General features: G+C 47.9%; 16 protein-coding genes and 4 tRNA genes. 13 read left to right on the top strand and 7 right to left on the bottom strand.

The window, feature by feature from the left end:
- Positions 1-41 precede the first annotated feature (41 nt).
- Positions 42-920: a metal-dependent hydrolase gene (locus ACE3T3_RS04835; protein WP_374664606.1), complete on the bottom strand. Its 879-nt coding sequence runs from the start codon at positions 918-920 to the stop codon at positions 42-44.
- 154 nt (positions 921-1074) lie between these two features.
- Here ACE3T3_RS04835 and ACE3T3_RS04830 point away from each other — a divergent pair, with 154 nt between their 5' ends.
- The 5 genes from ACE3T3_RS04830 (at position 1075) to ACE3T3_RS04810 (ending at position 6596) form a co-directional block, all read left to right on the top strand.
- Complete coding sequence (locus ACE3T3_RS04830; protein WP_374664604.1) at positions 1075-2106, top strand: AraC family transcriptional regulator ligand-binding domain-containing protein; 1032 nt, start codon at positions 1075-1077, stop codon at positions 2104-2106.
- Between the two features lie 530 nt (positions 2107-2636).
- Positions 2637-3440 carry a tryptophan synthase subunit alpha gene (gene trpA / locus ACE3T3_RS04825; protein WP_374664602.1) on the top strand — a complete coding sequence of 268 codons (804 nt, stop codon included), beginning with the start codon at positions 2637-2639 and terminating at the stop codon, positions 3438-3440.
- A complete protein-coding gene (gene accD / locus ACE3T3_RS04820) occupies positions 3437-4333 on the top strand; it encodes an acetyl-CoA carboxylase, carboxyltransferase subunit beta (RefSeq protein WP_374664600.1) in 897 nt (298 codons plus the stop codon). Before trpA ends, accD begins: the two co-directional genes overlap by 4 nt.
- The gene (gene folC, locus ACE3T3_RS04815) at positions 4330-5613 is read left to right on the top strand and encodes a bifunctional tetrahydrofolate synthase/dihydrofolate synthase (protein WP_374664598.1); all 1284 of its coding nucleotides are present in this window, start codon (positions 4330-4332) and stop codon (positions 5611-5613) included. The genes accD and folC overlap by 4 nt, the downstream gene beginning before the upstream one ends.
- The gene (locus tag ACE3T3_RS04810) at positions 5604-6596 is read left to right on the top strand and encodes an SPOR domain-containing protein (protein WP_374664596.1); all 993 of its coding nucleotides are present in this window, start codon (positions 5604-5606) and stop codon (positions 6594-6596) included. Before folC ends, ACE3T3_RS04810 begins: the two co-directional genes overlap by 10 nt.
- 35 nt (positions 6597-6631) lie before the next feature.
- Here the strand turns inward: ACE3T3_RS04810 and ACE3T3_RS04805 are convergent, their stop codons facing one another.
- From ACE3T3_RS04805 to ACE3T3_RS04795, 3 genes are all read right to left on the bottom strand, one after another.
- On the bottom strand, positions 6632-7207 hold the full coding sequence (locus ACE3T3_RS04805) for a dual specificity protein phosphatase family protein (protein ID WP_374664833.1): 576 nt from the start codon (positions 7205-7207) through the stop codon (positions 6632-6634).
- Positions 7207-8022: an MBL fold metallo-hydrolase gene (locus ACE3T3_RS04800; RefSeq protein ID WP_374664594.1), complete on the bottom strand. Its 816-nt coding sequence runs from the start codon at positions 8020-8022 to the stop codon at positions 7207-7209. The genes ACE3T3_RS04805 and ACE3T3_RS04800 overlap by 1 nt, the downstream gene beginning before the upstream one ends.
- A gap of 354 nt (positions 8023-8376) precedes the next feature.
- A complete protein-coding gene (locus ACE3T3_RS04795) occupies positions 8377-9018 on the bottom strand; it encodes a peroxiredoxin (protein ID WP_374664592.1) in 642 nt (213 codons plus the stop codon).
- Between the two features lie 336 nt (positions 9019-9354).
- Between ACE3T3_RS04795 and secA the strand changes: the two genes are divergently transcribed.
- The 8 genes from secA to ACE3T3_RS04755 all read left to right on the top strand — a co-directional run bounded on the left by secA (position 9355) and on the right by ACE3T3_RS04755 (position 15732).
- On the top strand, positions 9355-12081 hold the full coding sequence (gene secA / locus ACE3T3_RS04790; RefSeq protein WP_374664590.1) for a preprotein translocase subunit SecA: 2727 nt from the start codon (positions 9355-9357) through the stop codon (positions 12079-12081).
- Between the two features lie 138 nt (positions 12082-12219).
- The gene (locus ACE3T3_RS04785; protein ID WP_374664588.1) at positions 12220-12573 is read left to right on the top strand and encodes a hypothetical protein; all 354 of its coding nucleotides are present in this window, start codon (positions 12220-12222) and stop codon (positions 12571-12573) included.
- A 172-nt stretch (positions 12574-12745) separates the two neighbouring features.
- Positions 12746-13966 (top strand): bifunctional glutamate N-acetyltransferase/amino-acid acetyltransferase ArgJ, encoded by a 1221-nt coding sequence (gene argJ, locus ACE3T3_RS04780; RefSeq protein WP_374664586.1) that lies wholly within the window; start codon positions 12746-12748, stop codon positions 13964-13966.
- 147 nt (positions 13967-14113) lie between these two features.
- Complete coding sequence (gene nadA, locus ACE3T3_RS04775; RefSeq protein WP_374664584.1) at positions 14114-15181, top strand: quinolinate synthase NadA; 1068 nt, start codon at positions 14114-14116, stop codon at positions 15179-15181.
- A gap of 153 nt (positions 15182-15334) precedes the next feature.
- Positions 15335-15411, top strand: a tRNA-Pro gene (locus ACE3T3_RS04770).
- A gap of 47 nt (positions 15412-15458) precedes the next feature.
- A tRNA-Arg gene (locus ACE3T3_RS04765) sits at positions 15459-15535 on the top strand.
- A 41-nt stretch (positions 15536-15576) separates the two neighbouring features.
- Positions 15577-15652: transfer RNA gene (locus tag ACE3T3_RS04760), tRNA-His, on the top strand.
- A 3-nt stretch (positions 15653-15655) separates the two neighbouring features.
- Positions 15656-15732, top strand: a tRNA-Pro gene (locus ACE3T3_RS04755).
- A 150-nt stretch (positions 15733-15882) separates the two neighbouring features.
- Here the strand turns inward: ACE3T3_RS04755 and ACE3T3_RS04750 are convergent.
- The 3 genes from ACE3T3_RS04750 to ACE3T3_RS04740 are packed head-to-tail and all read right to left on the bottom strand — an operon-like array spanning position 15883 to position 18093.
- Entirely contained in the window at positions 15883-16362 is a 480-nt protein-coding gene (locus ACE3T3_RS04750) for an OmpA family protein (RefSeq protein ID WP_374664582.1), read from the bottom strand.
- A gap of 7 nt (positions 16363-16369) precedes the next feature.
- Entirely contained in the window at positions 16370-17593 is a 1224-nt protein-coding gene (locus tag ACE3T3_RS04745; RefSeq protein ID WP_374664580.1) for a diguanylate cyclase domain-containing protein, read from the bottom strand.
- Positions 17590-18093: a YfiR family protein gene (locus ACE3T3_RS04740; RefSeq protein ID WP_374664578.1), complete on the bottom strand. Its 504-nt coding sequence runs from the start codon at positions 18091-18093 to the stop codon at positions 17590-17592. Before ACE3T3_RS04740 ends, ACE3T3_RS04745 begins: the two co-directional genes overlap by 4 nt.
- Positions 18094-18470: the final 377 nt, after the last annotated feature.

Here is an 18470-nt window from a genome sequence, read left to right as displayed (position 1 = left end):
CCAGCAGGTTTTAGCTTTTCAGGTTTGCTTTAAGCATCCGCCTATTGCGCCGCCTGCCAAAAAGCGTCGCCTGCTTGAATCGGATCGCCGGTTTCTTCCAAGGTTTTGACCCACACGTCGTATTGAGCAATGATTGGATGCTGGCTTGGATGGAAACTTGGATTAAACCAATCCAGGTATTGCTGGCGCATCCGCGATAGAACGCCTTTTTTGCCAAAAAACCAAGGCAAGCCTTTGGCCATCATTTGCAAGCGTTCAATCCGATTAAAGCCGTCATATTTCAGCATCACATCGGCGCGGTAGGTGGTGAAGCCCAGCATCATGGCGGTGGTAAACGCCAGGGCAAATTTCCGGGTTGCTTCTGGGACATGGCCGACTTGCTTCATTACATCAAAGGCCACATCACGATGTTCCATCTCTTCAATTGCATGCCACGCAAATAGGGCACGGACATAAGGATGTGCATTCTGTAAGGTTTGTTTTTGACTAAAAAAGGTCTCTGCCATTAAGGCAGTTAAGTGTTCGGCCGCTGCGGTCATGGCGATGTTGTACTGCGGCGAACGCCTGCTCAGTTCAAATTTAAAAATTTTATTCAGGCGCCGGATAAAGGCATCGACCGGCATGCCTTGATCGCGCATGACTTGGTTCATTTTGTCATGCGCCATGCCGTGCTGGGCTTCTTGACGGATAAAATCTGCAACGCGCTGCTTGAGATCCGGATCTTGAATTTGATCACGGAATAAACGTACAGATTCAATAAAATAGCGTTCGCCATCCGGAAAAGTCAGGCTTAAGGCATCAAACATGCGGGTCAGATAAGGATCGCCGCCAAACCAGAAGCGGGGCGCTTCATCCAGCTTGAAATTCAGCTTGGTGCGCACCACAGGGCTGGCCTGAGAATATTGAACAGAGGCATTCATTTTATTTTACTTCATTTGCCGGTGATGCTTGCAGTATGTCGAAGATTCAGGCAAATGTTTTGACAGTTATTGCCATTTTTTATACATTTAACGCCAATGTGAAAATTACTCATGTCAAAATTAAAAGCCAAAAAGAATAAGTGCGAGGTGCAGGATGCAGGAGTTGCATATCCTCAATGGCTATTTTCAGCTGTGGAACATGTATTTAACCGAACAGCAGCTGAATTGGCGCCAGCTGGCATTTTTGACGCCATATCAGAGCCAGCTGGAACATGTGCTGTCCCTGCCGATCGACTCGCAGTCGCCGTATTCTTTTTTTTCTGCGGTGATGGAGCTGACCCGGCAGCATTTGGATTGCCCGCAGCTGATTTTTGAAATGGCGCAGTTTATTCGGGCAGAGCATTTTGGCGTGCTGGGCTATATGGCGACGCGCTGCAGCAGCGTGGCGGAGGCGCTGCGCTATATTGTGCGCTTCAGCCGGCTGGTGATTGACGGTGCGGAAGTGTCGCCAATGCGCATGAGCCATCAGGATGGGGAAATTCATTTGTCTTGGCCGCTGCATGATGAAAAATATGCGCTGGTCAATGAGCTGACCACGGCCTGCATGGCGCGTTTAGCCAAACAGATTTTTCCCGCTTCGCTGCAGCTGCTGCGTATTCAATTCGCGCATGCGCCGCAAATGGCACACTATCATTATGAAAAGTTTTTCGGCTGCAGTGTCATCTTCGGTTATCCGCAGTATTCATTTGTCATCAGTTCTGACAGTTTGGATTTAAAGTCCGAATTGGCGGATCCATCCTTGATGCAGCTGCTGCTGAAACAGGCGGAAGAGGCGATTGCCTCTAAGCCGCGTTATGAAAATGCTTTGCAGCACCTGCATCAGCAGGTTGCAGAGTCTCTGCGGCTGAGTGCGCAAGCGCCTAAAATAGAACAGATGGCCGATGAGCTGCATTTGTCTGTACGGACGTTGCAGCGCAAATTGCAGGAGCAGGGCAGTTCTTTTAAGCAGGTTTTAGATGCAGAGCGCATGAAGCGCTGTGAACAGCTGCTGCAGCAAGGCATTGCGTTTACGGAAATTGCCCGGCAGCTGGGGTATTCCGATCAGTCTGCCTTAGCGCGGGCATATAAGGCTTCGGCAGGGCAAACGTTGATGCAGCGCAAAAAACAGCTGAAGCTGAATATTTAAATCAGCGGATTGCTGGCGGGCGCCGCAACGCTTTGCTACAAGTTAAGCCATTCTGCATCGGCAGATTTGATGCAGCAAAGCGCTTGCTTAGCCGATCTTTTCCAGGCGGATGCAGGCGCGGGCCGGAACTGCGCTGAGGGCGCCTGAGCGCGTAGCCTCAGCAAAAACCGCTGCGCCAAGCGGCAGATCAAACAGCTTTTGCAAAGTCGATGAAAAAACATTTGTTGGTATAAGTATTTTATTTTTATGATTTATTTGTGCGCATGGTTGGGTTTGTTTCAAAGCTTAACATTTTGTAATTGAGTGAAATTAGGCATCTTTGATCATTGTGAAAAATGCTGAAATAGCCGTAAATGTGGCTTTCGGATTGTTCTGAAAGATTTGCAAACTGTACAAATACCGGCAGAAATGTTCATACCCTGTTCAATGGGTGAAAAATAGCGTTACAATGCAGTGTCTTGTATTGCAGCGGCTTGTATTTTTGCACGAGCCAGCTCTCGTTTTGAACCATTCAAGGAAAGTAAAGCCCTATGTCACGTTTAGCCACACGTTTTGAAGCACTTAAATCTCAGAAGCGTAAAGCTTTGGTTTCTTATGTTATGGCTGGCGATCCGCATCCGCAAGTAACCGTCCCTCTGCTGCACGGCATGGTTGATGCGGGTGTTGATGTGATTGAATTGGGCTTGCCGTTTTCAGATCCAATGGCGGATGGCCCAGTGATTGCACTGGCGGCTGAACGCGCGCTGGCTGGCGGCACCAATACCCTGGATGCGTTGAACATGGTGAAAGAATTCCGTCAAAAAGACACAGAAACACCTGTGGTTTTGATGGGCTACCTGAATCCTGTTGAAGTGATTGGTTACGAAAAATTTGTGGCATATGCGGATGAATGCGGTGTCGATGGCCTGCTTTTGGTGGACTTGCCGCCAGAAGAGGCAAAAGATTTGGATGAAGTGCTGCAAAAATACGGCATGGATCAAATCTTCCTGCTGGCGCCAACATCTACAGATGAACGCATTCAGCATGTTGTGAAGCAGGCGAGCGGCTTTATTTACTATGTTTCCCTGAAAGGGGTGACTGGTGCAGCGACCTTAGACGTGGCTGAAGCGGCTAAGCGCATCCAGAAAATCAAATCGCATACTGACATTCCAGTCGGTGTCGGTTTTGGTATCAGTGATGCGGCTTCTGCCAAAGCCATGGGCGCCGCTGCGGATGCTGTGATTGTCGGCAGCGCATTTGTCAAACAGTTTGCAAGCTTAGCCCCAGAACAAGCCGTTACAGCAACGGTGAATAAAGTTAAGGAGCTTCGAGCAGCGCTCGATGAGTTAGTATGAGTCAAGACGCGAAATCAGGGAAAATTCTAAGCCCGTCTACACCGTGGACGGAGCGCACTGTGCCGGGCATTCACATGCCGGATCAGCAGCAGGCGCTGAAAGCCACTTTTACAGAGCCGACTATTGAATGCCCTGAGTGTCATGCATTAGTGACCCGTACAGCCATGTCATTCAATGCCTATGTTTGCCCGCAATGCGATGAGCATTTGCGCATGAAGGCGCGTGACCGCTTAAACTGGTTCTTTGACCAAGTGCAAAGTGAATTGGGACAAGAGTTCAAAGCAAAAGATCCGCTAAAATTTGTCGATAGCAAAGCTTATCCTGACCGCATGAGCGAAGCGCAGCAAAAAACCGGCGAAACTGAAGCGCTGGTGGTGATGCAGGGCTTGCTGAAAGATATTCCAATGCTGGCTTGCGCGTTTGAATTTGATTTCATGGGCGGTTCAATGGGTTCAGTGGTTGGCGACCGTTTTGTACAGGCCGCTGAACGCGCGATTGCGCAGAAACAGCCGCTGATCTGTTTTGCGGCTTCCGGCGGCGCGCGCATGCAGGAAGGCATGCTGTCATTGATGCAAATGGCGCGCACCTCTGCAGCCATTCAAAAAATGAAAGAAGCAGGCTTGCCTTATGTGGTCGTGCTGACTCACCCTGTATACGGCGGCGTAACGGCATCTTTGGCGATGCTGGGCGATGTGCATATTGCTGAGCCTAAAGCGATGATCGGCTTTGCCGGCAAGCGCGTGATTGAGCAGACTGTACGCGAAAAACTGGAAGAACCGTTCCAGCGCGCTGAATATTTGCTTGATCATGGTGTAATCGATCAGATTGTTCACCGTCACGCATTACGTGATACTGTATACCGCATTATCAGTAAATTGATGAACTTGTCTTGAACACAGCACCTCTTGCAACCGATTCTTTAAACACATGGCTCGATTATTGGAGCCATGTTCATGTTACGGGCATTGATTTAGGCTTGGAGCGTGTCATTCCTGTGGCTGAAAAGCTTGGGGTGACCCGTCCGGAAGCCAAAGTGCTGACAGTAGCGGGAACCAACGGCAAGGGGTCAACCACCACAGCTTTAGCGGCGATTTTAAATGCGCAGGGCTATAAGGTTGGGCTGTATCAGTCACCGCATATCTACCGCTTCAATGAACGGGTAAAGCTCAAAGGCATTGAAGTCAGTGATCAAGCGCTGATTGATGCTTTTGCAGCGGTCGATGACGCGCGCCGCAGCTGTGATTTATCTTTATCATTTTTTGAAGCCACCACACTGGCTGCTTTGGTGATTTTTAAACAGCAGCAGTGCGATGTCTGGGTGCTCGAAGTGGGTCTGGGCGGACGTTTGGATGTGGTCAATGTGATTGATCCTGATGTGGCGGTGATTACCAATATCGGTTTGGATCATACCGACTGGCTGGGCGATACTATTGAAAAAATTGCCTTCGAAAAAGCCGGCATTATCCGTCCAGAGATTCCTGTGATTTTTGGCGGCCAGCAGGCGTTGCCGCAGGCGATTCAAGAGAAAGCCGATGCATACCATGCTCAGCTGCATGCGGTGAACCGTGATTATTTTTATCAATATGCCGATGACGGCCAATCTTGGCTGTTTGCATCTCCAGGCATCACTTTAAAGCTGCCATTGGGCAGTTTGGCGCTGGAAAATATCTCGACTGCAGTGGCGGCGATTTTAGTCAGCGGGCTGGCGGTTTCCCAGCAAGCCATTGCGCAGGGCATTCAGAATGCCCAGCTGCAAGGGCGTTTTGAAATACGGAAAATTGCTGAAAAAACCGTCATTTTTGATGCGGGACACAATCCGCATGGCGTTGATTTTTTGTTAAAGCAATTGCGAAAATTCTTAGAATACAATAAACAGTACACAGAAGTGATCAGTGTTTTCTCGATGCTGTCGGACAAGGATATAAATTCTGTCGCCAACTTATTGAAAGATACTGTTTTAATGTGGAAAATTGCACCATTAACTGTTCCGCGCGCTGCTGAGATCCAACAATTGGATGCTGCACTGCAGGGGCTTGAAGTGCAGCACTTCGACAGTGTGAAATTAGCTTTTAAATCGGCCTTAGATGAATCAAAGAATAATCAGCTGATTTTAGTGTGCGGTTCATTTCATACCTTAGAAGCGGTATGGGAGTATTTGGAAGAATGTCAATGAATAACAAACAGCGCTGGATGGGCGGTGTTGTTTTATTAAGCGGCGGTGTTTTGTTGGCAGCTTTGCTCCTGAAAGGCAAAGAAGAGATTCATCAAAATCAGCTGCAAGTGCCAGAAACAGCGGCGGAAGCCTCGCAAAAAAATTCAAACAGCGCAGCGGGCTTAACAGTCGATGTTGAAACTGAAAAGCGCCTGCTGGAATCGCAGCGTCAAGCCCGCGAAAAGTCCGTTGCTGAACAGGAAGCGCGCGCTGCCGAGTTCTTGGCGATGCAGCAGCAGGCCGAAGCTGATGCTGCCCGCAAAGCGGCTGAAGAATATGCGGAGCTGAATGCGCGCCGTTCAGCGCAGCAAAGTTCAGACAATATCCCGCCTGAGCTGATTGAAGATCAAGCGGCTAAGCAAAAGCATATTGCTGAGGATAAACTGGCGGCTCAAAAAAAGCAGGAACAGCAGACAGCAGCGCAGCTAAAGGCTGATCAAGCGAAGCAGGACGCTGCCAAAAAAGCCGCTGATGCACAGAAGCGGGCAGCGGAAGAAAAACGCTTAGCGGCTGAAAAGAAAGCCGCAGAGCAAAAAGCTGCCGAGAAGAAAGCTGCCGAGAAGAAAGCTGCGGATAAGCAGGCTGCAGAAAAGCAGGCGGCTGAGGCTAAGCGCAAAGCGGAAGAAAAACGCAAAGAAGAAGCGAAGAAAAAGGCGGATGCTGAAAAAGCCCGCGATTTATTGGAGCATGGCGATAAGCAGTGGATGGTGCAAGTGGCGCTGGCCGCCAATGAAGCCAATGCGGATGCCGTGGCGTCCAAGCTGAAAGCCAAAGGCTACCGTGTGACTAAGAGCCCGACTTCTAAAGGCATCCGGATTATGGTCGGCCCGTCAAAAGACCGTGAAGCAGCTGATGCTGCGCGTAAGAAAATCACTTCTGACGCCAGCTTAGGCATGAAATCAGCTTGGGTAATTGATTGGGTGCCGCTAGACAAGCGAAATTAAACAAACCTTATCAAAAAGCCTTAATGAGCAAGACTTTAAGATGGATCCGCCAGCTGCTGGCGGATCCATTTTATATTTTCGGCGCTGAATAATTTTTCGATATTGCTCCAAATGGGATGGAAGCCATAACCGCCATATTTCATTTCATTTAGCGCATCAGTAGTGTCCCAGCCTGCAAAAATAATCCGGTACATGGCGATGCTGGCACCCGTCCGATCTGAACCGTGATAGCAGTGGATCAGCACCTTTTGCTTATTGCGCTGGGCATGCTGAATGCTTTGCATGACCTGCAACAGGTCTTCTCTTGAAATTGCCCATGTATTGATGGGCACATGCACCCGTTGAAAGTCTTCAGCTGGCAGGATGCGTTCATCCGCGTTGCCTGATCTTAAATTAATGACCATGTGAATGCCGTGCGCTTTCAGCAAAGGCAGCAGTTCAGCATCCGGCTGTTCGCTGCGGTAAACGAAAGGGCTGATTTGATAGAAATTCGCCTGCTTGTTCAGCACGCTGCCCCACGCTGCAGGGCGCTGCTGATCTGGCCAAGCCTTCGCTGTCATGCAGCCGGAGAGGCTGAGCGTGCAGGCGAGAATCAATGCGGTAGATTTCATCATGTTTGATACCTTTTAAATTCAGCGGGGTCATGCGCGCAGATGAATTCAATGGCCGGTTCGGTTCGCGCCAAATGCTGAATCTTTTCCAAATTGGCCAGCCGCTGCGCATTATCTGCCGCAAAAAAGCGTTCCAGCTGATTCAGCGCTTTTAACGAGTGCTGGCCCGTTAACTGCAGGTGTGAGTAGTAGGCATCTCCGCAGAAAAAAATCCAGCCGTCTGGCTTGCGAATGGCAATTCCGCAATGACCGAGGGTATGGCCCGGCAGCGGAATCATCAGAATCTCATCCTGAAACAACGCAAAGCCTTGCACGCGGTGCAGGTTATGCCAGCTTTCACCCTGCAGCGGCTCGATGAAATTCCAGTAGCGGTGCTGCTGAAACTGCTGCGGCTTATAGCGGGCTTTATTTTTTAAGGATTTTAAGTTTTGCGCGGCATTGTATTCACTGGACAGCACATGCACCATGGCGTGCGGGAAATCGGAAATACCGCCGGCATGATCAAAATCCAAATGGCTCAGCAAGATATGTTTGACATCCTTGGCTTGAAAGCCCAGCCGTTGAATTTGCGCTGCTGCAGACAATTCTAAGTTATGTTCAATGCGCCCAGTCCGAGCAACCAAGCTGCCGAGGCGCGCTTTGGTATGCAGATAGTCCTGCAGGCCTAATCCGGTATCGACCAAGACGAGGCCCTGATCTGTTTCCAGCAGCAGGCAGTGGCAAATCACCTGTGCATGCATGCCGCGCTGCCCGAACAGCGGGCCGCATAAGGGGCACAGAGTGCCGCAATGCAAATGATGAATGTTATAGATCATGATTAAGCTTTATCGGTATTCAGTTTTATGCATTTGTTGCCTCCTTTATAACTGAGGCGGATCAATTCAACAATTTGAATTTGCTCGATGCTGTTGTCTGTAGAATATAAAAGCCTGTCTAAAGACAGGCTGGGAAGATCTTTAAGACGTGGCTCGTCATGCCATCTTAAAAGTGGAAAATCTCATAACTGGCTGTTCGATAAATATATTCTCCTAATCTGTTTGAGGATGGAGCGGTGCTTCGTTTAGTGACTATGCACTTCGTTTGTATTGCGAATACTTAAAGCAGTGCTTTGAGGATTGTTACTCGAAGCATAGCTTCTCGTCTTGCGCAAGGGCAGAGCAGTGCTCTGCTTATCCTTGCTCAGGCTGGGGTGTTAAGCGAAGGTAGGGTTTAACTGCCTTATAGCCTTTTGGAAAGCGCTGCTTAATTTCTTCTTCATCTTTGAGTGATGGCACAATCACTACATCGTCACCTTGCTGCCAATTGGCAGGTGTAGCAACTTTATGATTGTCTGTCAGCTGCAATGAATCAACCACCCGCAGAATTTCATTAAAGTTTCGGCCTGTTGATGCAGGGTAGGTAATGATCAGGCGGACTTTTTTATTTGGGTCAATAATTACCAGTGAGCGAACTGTCAGTGTTTCGCTGGCATTCGGATGAATAAAATCATAGAGCGTAGACACGCTACGGTCTTTGTCAGCAATGATTGGAAAATTCACAGTCGTGTTTTGCGTTTCATTAATGTCGTTAATCCAGCCTTTGTGAGATTCGACATCATCCACCGACAGCGCAATGGCTTTTACGCCGCGCTTGGCAAATTCATCCTGCAGTTTTGCGGTATAGCCCAGCTCTGTGGTGCAGACGGGTGTGTAGTCGGCAGGATGCGAGAACAGAATGCCCCAGCTGTCGCCTAAAAAATCATAAAAACGGATGCTGCCTTCGCTGGAATCCTGAGTGAAATCCGGTGCGGTGTCTCCTAAGCGTAAACTCATTTTCAAGCCTCATAATGCATTGTTGTATTTTGATGTCGATTTAATATGGCGGATTTTCTTTACTCTGGAAAATACTGTTTTTTGATTTCTTTATGAATAAAGTGAAAAAGCAGACATCGCCAAAGCGTAAAAAAATCCTGAGAGTCATCGGGCATTGACTATGTAGGCTGTATAAAATTTGCTACATTACTTTGCCTTATGTCCATCGGGCTAGAATGAAAGACCAGATTTTTTAATGGCTTTTTGTGCAAAGCCCTTGTACTTCGAATTTCTAGCACCATAATAACGACTAAGAAAACATATTCATTTGACAAGCAAGATTTAGAGAGTCTATTCATGTTGGCAAGTCTGATCGGAGGAATCTTCGGTACAAAAAATGAGCGCGAACTCAAACGCATGCGTAAAATCGTAGAAAAGATTAATGCGCTCGAGCCGACGATATCTGCACTCAGCGATGCAGACTTATCTGCTAAAACTGAAGAATTCAAACAACGCTATAATAAAGGCGAAAGCCTAGATAAACTGATGCCAGAGGCATTTGCTGTCTGCCGTGAAGCGGCGAAGCGCGTGATGGGAATGCGCCATTATGATGTACAGCTGATCGGCGGCATTACGCTTCACGAAGGTAAAATTGCAGAGATGCGTACCGGTGAAGGTAAAACCCTCATGGGGACGCTGGCGTGTTATCTGAATGCCATCAGCGGTCAAGGCGTCCACGTCATTACTGTGAACGATTACTTGGCGCAGCGTGATGCTGAGCTGAACCGTCCGCTGTTTGAATTTTTAGGCCTGAGCATTGGCATTATCTATTCAATGCAGGATCCGACAGAAAAAGCGCAGGCTTACCGCTCGGACATTACTTACGGCACCAACAACGAATTCGGCTTTGACTATCTGCGTGACAACATGGTGTTCTCGCTGGCCGAAAAAAAACAGCGCGGCTTAACCTATGCCATCATCGATGAGGTCGATTCGATCCTGATTGATGAGGCGCGCACCCCGCTGATCATTTCCGGTCAAAGTGAAGATTCATCGCAGCTGTATGCCGCAATTAATTCTATTCCGCCGACATTGCATCCGCAAAAAGAAGAGAAAGTGCCGGATGGCGGCCATTTCTGGATTGATGAAAAGCAGCGCACCGTTGAAATGACCGAAATCGGCTACGAAACTGTAGAAGATGCCTTGATTCAAATGGGCTTGCTGGCCGAAGGTGAAAGCCTGTATTCATCCGCCAACCTGAACTTGGTGCATCACGTTTCTGCCGCGATCCGCGCGCATTATCTGTATCAGCGCAACGTGCATTACATCATCCATGAGGGTGAAGTGATTATTGTTGATGAAAACACCGGCCGTACCATGCCGGGCCGCCGCTGGTCAGAAGGCCTGCATCAAGCAGTTGAAGCCAAAGAAGGCTTGGAAATCCAGCCGGAAAACCAAACGCTGGCGACCACTACTTTCCAGAACTATTTCCGTCTATACAAAAAACTTTCAGGCATGACCGGTACAGCTGATACTGAAGCGGCCGAAATGAAAGAAATTTACGGCTTGGATGTGGTGCTGATTCCAACCCACCGCCCAATGATCCGTAAAGATGAAAACGATTTAATTTATTTGAACCGCAATGGCAAATACAACGCCATTATTCAAGAAATTCAGCGTGTGCATGAAGACGGTGTTGCGCCGATTCTGATTGGTACCGCCACCATCGAAGCGTCGGAAATTCTGTCTGATAAATTGAAAGAAGCCGGTATTGCGCACGAAGTCTTGAACGCGAAGCAGCACGAACGTGAAGCGGATATTATCGCGCAAGCCGGTTCACCGCGCGCAGTCACCATTGCGACCAACATGGCGGGCCGCGGTACCGATATTCTGCTCGGCGGCAACTGGAAAGCTTTGCTGGCAAAAATTGAAGAACCGACAGCAGAAGATGAACAGCGCCTGAAAGCGGAGTGGGAACAAAACCATGACATGGTGCTGAACTCTGGCGGCTTGCATATTATCGGTTCTGAACGTCACGAATCACGCCGTATTGATAACCAGCTGCGCGGCCGTGCGGGCCGTCAGGGTGACCCAGGCGTTTCGCGTTTCTATCTGTCTTTGGAAGATGATTTGATGCGCATCTTCGCTGGCGACCGTGTGGTGGCCATGATGCGCGCAATGGGGCTTAAAGAAGATGAAGCGATTGAACATAAAATGGTGTCGCGCTCAATTGAAAATGCGCAGCGCAAAGTGGAAGCCCGCAACTTCGACATCCGTAAAAACTTGCTGAAATACGATGACGTCAACAACGAGCAGCGTAAGATTATTTATTCACAGCGTGATGATGTGCTGGCGGAAAATTCATTGCAGGAATACATTGAAGAAATGATCCGTGATGTGATGAAAGGCGTGATTGAAATTTATGTGCCGCCAGAGTCTATTCATGATCAATGGGATATCGAAGGCCTGGAAGCCGCGCTGCGTGAAGATTTGTCGATTGATCTGCCGATCAATGAATGGCTGGAGCAGGACCGCCGTCTGGATGAAGAGGGCCTGGTCGAACGCATTACCGATGAAGTGCTGTCGCGCTATCATGCGCGCCGTGAGCAGATGGGTGAAGAGTCATCAGCTCAGCTGGAACGCTACTTTGTATTGAACGCATTGGACCGTCACTGGAAAGAGCATTTGGCGGCGATGGATTACCTGCGTCAGGGCATTCATTTACGCGGCTATGCGCAAAAGAACCCGGAGCAGGAATACAAAAAAGAAGCCTTCAACTTGTTTGTGAATATGCTGGCGGTCATCAAATCGGATGTTGTAACCGATCTATCGCGTGTTCATGTGCCGACTGCTGAAGAGCTGGCGGAAATGGAAGCGCAGAAGCAGGCTCAGGCTGACGCTATGCAGCTGAACTTATCGCATGCTGAATTTGACAGCTTATTGGCTGAAGATTCTTCTGCTGCTGAAGTGGATGCGCAGTTTACTCCGGTATCCAATGATCAAATTATCGCACCGGAAAGCCGAAATTCACCATGTCCTTGCGGTTCAGGCCTGAAATACAAGCAGTGCCACGGTAAAATCTAAGTTCTGTTTCAATCCATCAGGGCCATTTGGCCGTGATGGATGCTGCAGCAGGATTTGGATGGCTGCGAATTGTATTTGCAGTTCGCCGGATTAAGTGTTATTTAGTGTTTGAATGAGAACTGGAAAACGGAACAGACAATGAAAAAAGTATTACAGCCGTTCATGATTGCGATGCTTGCAATGCCTGTATGTGCATTTGCGAATACCCAAACGACGACACCGGAAAAAGTGAAGCAGGCTATGGGTGCGCAGACCGCGCAAGTTCAAGTGGGCGCTGACGGCCAAGTGACTGTTGCCAGCCCGCGTACCGGCATCCGCTACACTTTTGCAAATCCAAACCGTCCAATCGTCATGCAGACTGCAAAAATTGCTGCGGCAAACTCAGCCAATGCAGACCGTATTGTGGCATCCAATCCAGCATTGTCTGAAGCGAGTCAGCAGCGCGCAAAACAGGCGCTCTTGGATGGCGCAGGCCAATTGGCGCGCAACTGATAGATGCAGTGATGCATTGCATGAACATGTAAAAAACCAGCCGGCAGGCTGGTTTTTTTATGGAAATAACCGGCGCAATAAAAACGGCTTAAAACTAGGCTGACGCTCGATTTTTTATGTATTTTGCTCTAAGCTGTATTTTTTCTATCAAACTGAATTGGAAATTTGAAAAATGGCAGTTGGTGACGTATCTATGCCGCACATGCATGCGGTGAAAGGTGTAAAAATTGGTTCGGCAGAAGCGTATGTCCGCTATCAGAACCGACGTGACCTAGTCATCTTTGAATTTTCAGAAGATACTCAAGCTGCGGGCGTCTTTACCCAAAATGCGTTCTGCGCTGCCCCAGTTCATGTGTCTAAAGCGCATCTGCAAGCAGGCAATCCGCGTTACTTGGTGATTAATACCGGCAATGCCAATGCCGGCACAGGCAAAATCGGCATGGCCAATGCTGAAGCAACCTGCGCCAAGCTGGCTGAATTGGCCGGTGTGCAGGCTTCAGAAATTTTACCGTTTTCAACCGGCGTGATTGGCGAGCAATTGCCGATTGACCGTTTGCTTTCAGGCTTGCAGCCGGCATTGGATTCACTGAATGACAATGCTTGGGCCGATGCTGCTGCGGGCATTATGACCACGGATACTACACCGAAAGGCGCATCTGAGCAGTTTGTGCTGGATGGCATCACTTATAGCATGAGCGGCATTTCTAAAGGTGCAGGCATGATCCGCCCGAACATGGCGACGATGCTGAGCTATGTCGCTACAGATGCGCCGATCAGCCGCGCGCTGGTGCAGCAGCTGCTTAAGGATGCGGTCAATGTGTCCTTTAACCGCATCACCATTGATGGGGATACCTCAACCAACGATTCATGCATTTTTGCAGCGACAGGCCAGGCTGGCGGCGTGGAGATCACCTCGCAGGATGATCCGCGCTATGCCGCTGTTGCAGACGTGTTGACGCGCATTATGAAGCGTTTGGCACAGCTGATTGTACGTGATGGTGAAGGTGCGACAAAATTCATTACCGTCACTGTAGAGGGCGGCGGCAATACACAGGAATGCTGCGATGTGGCGTACAGCATTGCGCATTCGCCATTGGTGAAAACAGCGCTGTTTGCTTCAGATCCGAACTGGGGCCGTATTTTGGCTGCCATCGGCTATGCCGGCGTGCCTGATTTGGATGTTGAACATATTCAGGTTTGGCTGGGTGATGTGCAGATTTGCAAAGATGGCGGCGCAGCTGCAGATTATACCGAAGAAGCGGGCGCGGCCGAGATGCAGAAAGCGGAGATCACCATCCGTGTTGATTTAGGGCGCGGCAGCGCAAAAGATACGGTATATACCTGCGATCTTTCCTATGATTATGTGAAGATCAATGCAGATTACCGTTCTTAACCATTAATTTTTAAGCCTCCATCGTGAGGCTTTTTTGCAGCTGAAACTTTTGAATGACTGGTCAAAAAGCCATGAGCCATTGCTGATCAGTAAGTTGAGTCAAGTCCATTCTAGAGATTGGACGATAAGGATAGAGAAGTTCTTGTTATGAATGATGCGAATAATTTAATTGCCAATGAAGCAAAATCCATTGTGCAGGCGCATTTAGATCGTTTGGGTGAGGTGAAGGAGCATCTTTTAACTGAAGAAGTTAAGCTTGCAAAATTTGAATTGATTAAGGCGGAACTAGAAAAGCGCAATGCTGTTCTGGTGGCGCATTACTACTGTGATCCTGAAGTGCAGGAATTGGCGGAGCTGACCGGCGGCTGCGTGTCTGACTCATTGGAAATGGCGCGTTTCGGGCGGGATCATCCAGCAACAACCTTAGTGGTGGCTGGCGTCAAATTTATGGGCGAAACCTCTAAAATCCTATCGCCGGAAAAAACCGTGCTGATGCCGACGCTGGAAGCAACCTGCTCTTTAGACCTGGGCTGCCCGGTCGATGAGTTTACCCAGTTTTGCGATGCGCATCCGGATTATACGGTTGTGGTGTATGCCAATACTTCTGCCGCTGTGAAAGCGCGTGCCGACTGGGTAGTGACGTCCAGCTGCGCCGTTGAAATTGTTGAGCATCTGGACAGCTTGGGTGAAAAAATTATCTGGGCGCCGGATCAGCACTTAGGGCGCTATATTCAGAAGAAAACCGGCGCGGACATGCTGCTTTGGGATGGCGCCTGCATTGTGCATGAAGAGTTCCGCGCGCGCGGCATTGCCAATATGAAAGCGCTGTATCCGGATGCGGCGGTGCTGGTGCATCCAGAGTCGCCTGAATCGGTAGTGGAGATTGCGGATGCGGTGGGCAGCACCTCGCAATTGATTAAAGCTGCGCAGACGTTGCCGCATGAGCGTTTAATTGTGGCGACAGACCGCGGCATTTTCTACAAGATGCAGCAGGCGGTGCCGAATAAGACCTTGATTGAGGCGCCTACGGCCGGAGAAGGGGCGACATGCCGTTCCTGCGCGCATTGCCCATGGATGGCAATGAATGAGCTGGATGGCATTTTGCAGGTTTTGCAGCGCGGCGATCAAGAAATATTCGTCGATCCTGAGCTGGCTGAACGGGCAAAATTGCCTTTAGACCGCATGCTGAACTTCAGTGCTGGATTAAAACGCTGATTATTGATTAAAAAACGCGTAAAATGCTTGATAAATAAGCGGTTGAAGCGTTTTTTTAACTTTTTTTAAAGATAGGTGTTGACGTCCTTGGGCGTCGCGCCTAAAATGCACCCCGTACCGAACGAGATGTTCGATACGAAAGCTGAGATGAATCGGAGCATAGCACAGCCTGGTAGTGCACCTGGTTTGGGACCAGGGGGTCGTAGGTTCGAATCCTACTGCTCCGACCAATTCTTCAAGGCAATATAATCGCATGATATTTTGTATCATCGAGCATGCGCCTGTAGCTCAGTTGGATAGAGCATCCGCCTTCTAAGCGGATGGTCACAGGTTCGAATCCTGTCAGGCGCGCCATTTGGTGGGCTTGATATATAGAATCTGAAAGCGATGTGACGGTGGATGTAGCTCAGTTGGTAGAGCCCCGGATTGTGATTCCGGTTGTCGTGGGTTCGAATCCCATCATTCACCCCAATTCGGAGCATAGCACAGCCTGGTAGTGCACCTGGTTTGGGACCAGGGGGTCGTAGGTTCGAATCCTACTGCTCCGACCACTTCTCTAAGAAGTAGTCAAATAAAGATGCCGCGTTAAGCGGTTTTTTTATGCCTGAAATTTGGTGGTATTCAGTACGCGTTCGCTGATAAAGAATTTTTGCTATAAAAAAGCCTCCAATGATTGGAGGCTTTTTTTATGCGTGAAGCGTTTAAGGAATGATGGTGATGTTCACTCGGCGGTTTTGAGCGCGGTGCTCTTCGGTGTCATTGCTGACGATAGGGAATTCAGAACCGCGGCCAATAATTTGGATATTGTTCGCCTTGAAGCCGTTGTTTAAGAAAATATTCGCTACACTTTGCGCGCGTTTTTCAGAAAGCTGTAAATTGTAGCTGGCCTGACCGATATTATCGGTGTGGCCCACGAATTTTACTTTTTCTAAATTGTATTTGTGCAATTGGTTAGACAGTGAAATTAAGTTGGTTTGCTGGTGCTTTTTGATCTGGGCATCATCAAAATTAAACAGAAGGCGTTCTGGCAAGGCCAGTGTCCATCCGTCATTGGTTAATACAAAACCTTCATTCTTCAGCATTTTTGCTTGTTTGTAGCTTAAGTTCCCTAAACTCATGCATGCGCTTAACACTGCGCTTAATGTAAAAATTAAGCAAATGACTGCTGTTTTCTTTAACATAAAAAGCCTATTTATGGTCGGGTTTAGGATAAATATACCATTTTTCATGGTCTTGCTTTGACTTGAACAGCGCGTGATCCGCATTGGCAATTAACTCTTCCGGTGTTTTGGCTTTATGAGCAAATGCTGCGCCTATGCCTGCGCTCAGAGAGATTTGATGCTGTTCAAAAATAAAAGTGGATGAGAAACAGTCTTGAATTTGCTGGCAATGCTGAGCAATTTCGGCCGAAACATTGATGTTTGGAATAATAATGGCGAATTCATCATTGCCTAAGCGTGAGAAGAAAGCATCGGCAGGCAGAATTTGTTTAATGCAGTAAGCAACAGCCCGAAGTATTGCATCGCCGGCCAAATGGCCGAATTTTTCATTGACGCTTTTAAAATCGTTTAAGTCCAGCAATAAAACGGCTGCATGCTGGGTTTCTTGACCTTCAAAGAGCTTGAATAACTCTTGATAAAAGAAATTGCGGTTCGGCAAATGTGTCAGCGGATCATGCTTGGACTGATGAAGCAGTTTGTCGTTTTCATTCATCAGGCTGTAGTTGGACTGTTCAATCTCGCTGAGCAGGCCGTTAAATGCCGTGCTCAAGGCTTGCAGTTCCTGAATGTCTGAACTGGACACCCGCATGTTGTAGTCTTTTTTAACACTGATGGTTTGGGCGGATTCGGCAATTGTGCGGATGGATTGCATCAGGTATTGATAGACCGAATTTACAGACCAATATGCAGTGCCCAGCAATAAAACAAAGCCTATGGCCAAGGCAATCAAAATTTTATGGAAGAACACAACCAATTCGGAGGAATTGCCGTATACCGTTAACTTGCCATAATTGTGTTGATTATGGCTGATATCCATATTGATCGGCTGGCTGTAAAACAAGTGATCTAAAAATGATTGGCTGGAAAACGGATGGAAGTCTTTTTGCTGGACATGCACAAATAGATCATGATCAGCGGTATCCACTTCAATGGTGCGTATTGGGTATTCCTGAATATATTCATTCAGAATTTGATTGATCGTGAGCTGATCATTAAACACAACCGCAGGCTGAATCCGTTCATTCAATGCCGATGTCAAAATTTTAAGGCTGCTTTTTGCATAAGCATTCATTGTGTAGGTTGAAATAACCAGAAAAATTGCAGAGCAAATGCTGAATGTCAGCACAAAAATAGTCAGCTGGGAGCGTGTAAATAATTGATGCAGCGTAATGGGCTTATATAGCGGTTTCATTTATTTGCCTCCATGTTTTTGCCGAGCAATAAAACTCGCGGATCGACATGGACTTTCGCCTGGGAGAGGCTGCTTAAATTAACTTTGAATGCATAGTTTGAATTGCGCTTATAAATGCAAAAAGCGCTTCCTAATTCGCATTCAGTATTGTTGGTGCTGATGGATAGAGCTGGAAAGCGGACTGAAGTATTTAGAAACCGCTGCTCGGCTTGGGGTGAGAAACTTGAAAACACTAAAACTTGGCACTCATGGTTTTTTATGTCAGTGCTATGAATGCTTGAAATTTTAAAATTAGCGGGATTGGGAGAGTGGGCCTTAAATTTCTGGGCCAGCGAAGCATTATCCAGCACGCAAATGGCAGGCGCGGCATTATTCCATTGGGCATAGCTTAAAATGGAAAATACGGTGCTGTACAGCGAGGATGCGGATTCAGCAAAACAGGAACTGCTGAAAAGAAGTACGCTGAAACATACGGCTTTTAAGTTAAATTTTCGGAACATTTCAGGATATGGCTATATGTGTGAATAATAAATTAATTTAAATTGCGGGTAATATAAGGTGAAACGGACTCATAATAATACGAAAAGCCATTGGTTTGTTTAAAAAAGAGACATGCGGTGAAATAATTTAAAAAAGGGTGTTGCAACGCAAGTGAAATGCTGTAGAATGCACATCCATCGGCGGTGATGAAGATTAAAACTTCTGATAAAACAAGGACTTGATTGAGTTTGGTTTTAGAAAGAAAGTTTAAAAATAATCTGAAATTACTGGTTGACTTTCTGAAAAGAAAGCGTAATATAGCCGACCTAGCTTGCTGATGACGAGTCAGCAAGAAGATCATTAAGAGATTATGAAGAACAACTTGTGTGGATTTTTA

The organism is Acinetobacter sp. (genome assembly GCF_041919735.1).
Classification (GTDB): domain Bacteria; phylum Pseudomonadota; class Gammaproteobacteria; order Pseudomonadales; family Moraxellaceae; genus Acinetobacter.
This window is presented reverse-complemented; position numbering and strand designations above follow the sequence as displayed.

What these genes read in the sequence shown, in the direction of transcription:
- ACE3T3_RS04785 (WP_374664588.1), top strand. Translation starts at nt 12,220, where the DNA reads ATGAAAAAAGTATTACAGCCGTTCATGATTGCGATGCTTGCAATGCCT.
- ACE3T3_RS04750 (WP_374664582.1), bottom strand. Translation starts at nt 16,362, where the DNA reads ATGTTAAAGAAAACAGCAGTCATTTGCTTAATTTTTACATTAAGCGCA.
- ACE3T3_RS04745 (WP_374664580.1), bottom strand. Translation starts at nt 17,593, where the DNA reads ATGAAACCGCTATATAAGCCCATTACGCTGCATCAATTATTTACACGC.
- ACE3T3_RS04795 (WP_374664592.1), bottom strand. Translation starts at nt 9,018, where the DNA reads ATGAGTTTACGCTTAGGAGACACCGCACCGGATTTCACTCAGGATTCC.
- argJ (WP_374664586.1), top strand. Translation starts at nt 12,746, where the DNA reads ATGGCAGTTGGTGACGTATCTATGCCGCACATGCATGCGGTGAAAGGT.
- trpA (WP_374664602.1), top strand. Translation starts at nt 2,637, where the DNA reads ATGTCACGTTTAGCCACACGTTTTGAAGCACTTAAATCTCAGAAGCGT.
- ACE3T3_RS04740 (WP_374664578.1), bottom strand. Translation starts at nt 18,093, where the DNA reads ATGTTCCGAAAATTTAACTTAAAAGCCGTATGTTTCAGCGTACTTCTT.
- ACE3T3_RS04810 (WP_374664596.1), top strand. Translation starts at nt 5,604, where the DNA reads ATGTCAATGAATAACAAACAGCGCTGGATGGGCGGTGTTGTTTTATTA.
- ACE3T3_RS04830 (WP_374664604.1), top strand. Translation starts at nt 1,075, where the DNA reads ATGCAGGAGTTGCATATCCTCAATGGCTATTTTCAGCTGTGGAACATG.
- accD (WP_374664600.1), top strand. Translation starts at nt 3,437, where the DNA reads ATGAGTCAAGACGCGAAATCAGGGAAAATTCTAAGCCCGTCTACACCG.
- ACE3T3_RS04800 (WP_374664594.1), bottom strand. Translation starts at nt 8,022, where the DNA reads ATGATCTATAACATTCATCATTTGCATTGCGGCACTCTGTGCCCCTTA.
- ACE3T3_RS04805 (WP_374664833.1), bottom strand. Translation starts at nt 7,207, where the DNA reads ATGAAATCTACCGCATTGATTCTCGCCTGCACGCTCAGCCTCTCCGGC.
- nadA (WP_374664584.1), top strand. Translation starts at nt 14,114, where the DNA reads ATGAATGATGCGAATAATTTAATTGCCAATGAAGCAAAATCCATTGTG.
- ACE3T3_RS04835 (WP_374664606.1), bottom strand. Translation starts at nt 920, where the DNA reads ATGAATGCCTCTGTTCAATATTCTCAGGCCAGCCCTGTGGTGCGCACC.
- secA (WP_374664590.1), top strand. Translation starts at nt 9,355, where the DNA reads ATGTTGGCAAGTCTGATCGGAGGAATCTTCGGTACAAAAAATGAGCGC.